The organism is Actinospineispora acaciae DSM 45401, from assembly GCF_000620785.1.
In the GTDB taxonomy this organism is placed as follows: Bacteria; Actinomycetota; Actinomycetes; order Mycobacteriales; family Pseudonocardiaceae; genus Pseudonocardia; species Pseudonocardia acaciae.
Genome location: NZ_JIAI01000002.1, coordinates 637,634 through 642,332, shown reverse-complemented (window position 1 = coordinate 642,332; position 4,699 = coordinate 637,634). Strand labels below are relative to the sequence as shown.

Below are 4,699 nucleotides of genomic sequence, written 5' to 3'. Positions count from 1 at the left end.
TGCGGGCTCGAGGTACTCAGCATCTGGATCCTCCGCCGATGCGGGCGTACCGCTCACGGCGGGCTGGGCGCGACCCATGCCGCCGGCCCAACGCGGCGCAACCACACTCGATCCGTCGTCCGACCCGTCGAAACCCTCATCAACATAGCCGGCCGGCTCGACCGCCGCGGCGCTTTCCCGATGAACAGAATCGGCTTCCACCGGATTACCGTTCATCGAAATGAATGCCGCAGCCATCCATATCATCAAGGCGCCGACCAACATCCTGCCGAACGAAAGCGATGACACCACCGGCATCGCACCGCGCGCCCACAACGACAGGACGGCGCACGCGCGCCTCCCGCCGGTAGAGAACACGGACAACACCTGAGCCTCGACTCCTCGAACGCGATGTGGCACAGCAACCGAACTGGAACTGTCGAAGTGATCGGCACCAACCGCGGTACACCTCACGCGGAGGTACATCCTCAGGTCCCGGAACAACCGCCCAGGAGACAGCCGAGTATCGATCCACCCTGGACACCTGGACACCCCAGATGATGCACAACTCATTGAGCTGCCCAGGCGCAGGGCTTATCGAGCGGGCTGGTGCTACCACGGTACGCTTCACGCAGGAGCACAAAACTCAGTCCCATTTGGGCGCCAAGTCTGACCGCTCTGACCGCATCAGCGTAGTCCTGATTTGTTCTGTTTCTATTCTTATCTTGCTCTCGAGCATCTATCAGGCGGGTTTCGCAACTACCTGCCGGAGGCAGGCGCGGAGCCAGCCGGCGCGGACGACCATGCCATCAGCTGCCTTCATCGGCCATCAGCGTCGATCTGGTCCGACACTAACCGCCGGTAAAGCCGAAGGACCGACCGCCCAGTACGCCTCGCTCTCGGAGGCTGAGCGGGGCGGAGTCAGTCGTCAAACCAACATCGATGGGAGGCTGGCGACTCGAACAACCCGAACCCGGAACGTTCACCTGGATCAGCCCGCTCGGCCAAACCCACACCACCCAGGGCGAACCCATCATCGCCCCGCTACCCGAGCCCGACGACAACCCCGACCCACCACCGTTCTGACGGCGGCCGTGCCCCGGCTCAGGCGACGATCAAGTACACCCCGTAGCCGACCACCAGCGCGCACACCGCGAAGCAGATGGCCGCTACCGCCGTACCCTGGCCGGACCCGGCGCCGGACTCACCACCGTCCGCCCGGGCGGCCAGGCCGGTCACGCCGAGCGAGAAGAGCACCACCACGGCCACCGTGACGCCGACACCGACCAGGAGCACCTGGGCCAGCGATCCCCATGCGATCGACATTTTCGACCCTTTCGGTTCAGGCGCTCGCGGCGGCGGGCACGGCCGGCGAGGGCACGTCGTTGACGTTGTGGGCGCCCACCGGGGCACGGCGGGACGCGAGGTAGATGCCGGCGGCCACGGCGATGCCGGCCAGCGCGACGATGATGGTCCCGATCGTGCCGGTGTCGGCGACGCGGCCGGCCAGGGCGCCGACGATCGCGGCGGCGGGCAGGGTGAGCAGCCAGGCGATCACCATCCGCCCGGCCACCGACCAGCGGACGTCGGCCAGCCGCCGGCCGGCGCCGGCACCGAAGATCGAGCCGGAGGCGACCTGCGTGGTGGACAGCGGGAAGCCCAGGTGGCTGGACACCAGGATGACGGCGGTGCTGCTGGTCTCGGCGGCGAAGCCCTGCGGGGTCTGCATGTCGTAGAGGCCCTTGCCCAGGGTGCGGATGATCCGCCAGCCGCCGAGGTAGGTGCCCAGCGCGATGGCCAGGCCGGCGCTGGCGATCACCCAGAACGGCGGCGCCGAGCCGCTGGGCAGCAGGCCACCGGCGACCAGGGTCAGCGTGATGATGCCCATGGTCTTCTGCGCGTCGTTGGTGCCGTGCGCGAGCGAGACCATCGACGCGGACACGATCTGGCCGATCTTGAAGCCTCGGCCCACCACGTCCTGGCGGGTCCGCGCGGTGATCCGGTAGGCGAAGTAGGTGGCGGCCAGCGCGGCCAGGCCGGCCACGATCGGCGCCGCCACCGCCGGCACCAGCACCTTGGACACCACCGCGCCGAACTTCACAGCGTCCGCGCCGGCGGCCACCCAGGTCGCCCCGATCAGGCCGCCGAACAGCGCGTGCGACGAGCTGGACGGCAGCCCCGCGTACCAGGTCGCCAGGTTCCACAGGATCGCCCCGACCAGGCCTCCGAAGATCACCGTTGGACTGATCTTGGCATCGTCCACCAACCCGCTCGAGATGGTCTTGGCCACCTCGATCGAGAGGAACGCACCGACCAGGTTGAGCACCGCCGAGACGGCGACGGCCACCTTCGGCGCGAGCGCACCGGTGGCCACCGAGGTGGCCATGGCGTTGGCGGTGTCGTGGAACCCGTTGGTGAAGTCGAAGGCCAGCGCGGTGATGACCACCACGATCACGATGAGTGAGATCTCCACCCGTCTCTCCCCTCCCAGGTGGCCAGTCAGCCACCCAGAAGGCTGGTACGAGAAGGTGAACTTTGAATGAACTGCGCGGGTCAGAGGACCGGCAGGTACGTGGCCAGCTCGTACGGCGTGACGTTGCGGCGGTAGGCGTCCCACTCGGCCCGCTTGTTGCGCAGGAAGAAGTCGAACACGTGCTCGCCGAGGATCTGCGCGACCAGCTCGGAGTGCTCCATGACCGCGAGCGCCTCGGTGAGGTTCTGCGGCAGCATCTCGTAGCCCAGCGCGCGGCGCTCGATCTCGGTCAGCGACCACACGTCGTCGCCGGCCGCCGCGGACAGCTCGTAGCCCTTCTGCACGCCGGTCAGCCCGGCGCCGAGGACCACCGCGAAGGCCAGGTACGGGTTGCACGCGGTGTCCAGCGAGCGGATCTCCACCCGCCGCGAGGACGCCTTGCCCGGCGAGTACATCGGCACCCTGACCAGCGCCGACCGGTTCGCGTGCCCCCAGCAGACGGCGGTCGGCGCCTCACCGCCGACGACCAGGCGCTTGTAGGAGTTCACCCACTGGTTGGTGACCGCCGTGATCTCCCGGGCGTGCCGGAGCACGCCGGCCACGAACGCCTTGCCGACCTCGGAGAGCTCGTAGGGGTCGTTCGGGTCGTGGAACGCGTTGCGGTCGCCCTCGAACAGGCTGAAGTGGGTGTGCATCGCCGAGCCGGGCTGGTTGGTGAACGGCTTGGGCATGAACGAGGCCCGCACGCCCTGGGTCAGCGCCACCTCCTTGACCACGTACCGGAACGTCATGATGTTGTCGGCCATGGTCAGCGCGTCGGCGTAACGCAGGTCGATCTCCTGCATGCCGGGCGCGTCCTCGTGGTGGCTGAACTCCACCGAGATGCCCATCGACTCCAGCGTCTCGATGGCGTTGCGGCGGAAGTGTGGCGCGGTGTCGTGGCTGGACTGGTCGAAGTACCCGCCGGAGTCGGCGGCCACCGGCGGCGAGCCGTCGCTGGGCAGGTCCTTGAGCAGGTAGAACTCGATCTCGGGGTGCACGTAGCAGGTGAACCCGGCCTCGCCGGCCTTGCTCAGCGCGCGGCGCAGCACGTGCCGGGGGTCCGCCCAGGACGGCGACCCGTCGGGCATGTTGATGTCGCAGAACATCCGCGCCGAGTAGTGGTTGCGGTCCGGGGTCTCCCAGGGCAGCACCTGGAAGGTGGCCGGGTCGGGCTTGGCCACCATGTCCGACTCGTAGACCCGGGCGAAGCCCTCGATCGCGGAGCCGTCGAAACCGATCCCCTCGGCGAAGGCGCCCTCCAGCTCGGCGGGCGCGATCGCCACCGACTTGAGGTAGCCCAGCACGTCGGTGAACCACAGCCGCACGAAGCGGATGTCGCGTTCCTCGAGCGTGCGCAGCACGAACTCCTGCTGGCGGTCCATGACCGTCAAGACTAGGAAGGCCGCGTTACGGTCATGTTTCCGGGCTTTGGCGGCGGCTCGCGACCAACCGCTCGAACCCGTCCAGCAGCGGCCGCAGGCCGAACTCCAGCGCCTGCTCGCCGTCCATGCTGAACGCGTCGTCGGGCAGGGCGGCGACCTGGGGGTAGGCGCCGGTGGCCATCGCCTGCTCCAGGATCGGCTCCTGCGCCGCCCAGAAGTCCTCGTCGCTGATCCCGGTCTCCTGGCTGGCCTGCCGCGCCAGGGTGTAGGTACGGGCGGTGCCGGTCACGAAGTTGTCCAACGTGACGATCAGCGCGACCCGCTCCTGGCCGGTCAGGCCCAGGCCGTCCAGCGCGGCGAGCGCGAAGTCGAAGCCGGCCAGCGCGTTCGGCCCCAGGATCGGCCGGGCCTGGTTGACCTGGAGCAGCCACGGATGGTCGCGGTAGATCTCCCAGGTGCCGCGCGCGACCAGCTCCATGACGGTCCGCCACGGCTTGCCCCGGTGCTCGACCAAGGTGTCCGGCTCGCCGTAGACGTGGTCGAGCATCAGGTCGATCAGCTCGCTCTTGCCCGGGACGTAGCGGTACAGCGACATGGTGCCGACGCCGAGCTCGGCGGCCACCTTGCGCATGGACAGCGCCCCGACCCCCTCCCGGTCGGCCAGCGCGACGGCGGCGGCCACCAGCCGTTCGAGGGTGAGCCCCGGCTTGGGGCCTCGGCTCATCGGTTCGCGGCCGCGCCAGAGCAGCTCCAGGCTCCGGCTGAGGTCGCCGCTGCCGCTCTGCACGGTCGTCATCGGTTGCTCCCGAAAAACTCATATGCG

The 4,699-nt window shown here is 68.8% G+C and carries 6 protein-coding genes; 2 read left to right on the top strand and 4 right to left on the bottom strand.

The features are described from left to right. The first annotated feature begins 220 nt into the window (after window positions 1-220). Window positions 221-370, top strand: a complete 150-nt coding sequence (locus N912_RS63440) for a hypothetical protein (RefSeq protein WP_156993481.1) — start codon at window positions 221-223, stop codon at window positions 368-370. Between the two features lie 551 nt (window positions 371-921). Continuing rightward, window positions 922-1,065: a hypothetical protein gene (locus N912_RS63435; RefSeq protein ID WP_156993479.1), complete on the top strand. Its 144-nt coding sequence runs from the start codon at window positions 922-924 to the stop codon at window positions 1,063-1,065. Window positions 1,066-1,083: 18 nt separating this feature from the next. On the opposite strand, the gene N912_RS0112695 is transcribed toward N912_RS63435, so the two are convergent. The 4 genes from N912_RS0112695 to N912_RS0112680 all read right to left on the bottom strand — a co-directional run bounded on the left by N912_RS0112695 (window position 1,084) and on the right by N912_RS0112680 (window position 4,672). Next, window positions 1,084-1,305: a hypothetical protein gene (locus tag N912_RS0112695; RefSeq protein WP_028922726.1), complete on the bottom strand. Its 222-nt coding sequence runs from the start codon at window positions 1,303-1,305 to the stop codon at window positions 1,084-1,086. Between the two features lie 16 nt (window positions 1,306-1,321). After that, window positions 1,322-2,452, bottom strand: a complete 1,131-nt coding sequence (locus N912_RS0112690) for an inorganic phosphate transporter (RefSeq protein ID WP_028922725.1) — start codon at window positions 2,450-2,452, stop codon at window positions 1,322-1,324. A gap of 80 nt (window positions 2,453-2,532) precedes the next feature. Next, on the bottom strand, window positions 2,533-3,876 hold the full coding sequence (locus N912_RS0112685) for a glutamine synthetase family protein (RefSeq protein WP_028922724.1): 1,344 nt from the start codon (window positions 3,874-3,876) through the stop codon (window positions 2,533-2,535). A gap of 31 nt (window positions 3,877-3,907) precedes the next feature. After that, window positions 3,908-4,672, bottom strand: coding sequence for a TetR/AcrR family transcriptional regulator (locus N912_RS0112680; protein ID WP_028922723.1), 765 nt, complete (start codon window positions 4,670-4,672; stop codon window positions 3,908-3,910). Window positions 4,673-4,699: the final 27 nt, after the last annotated feature.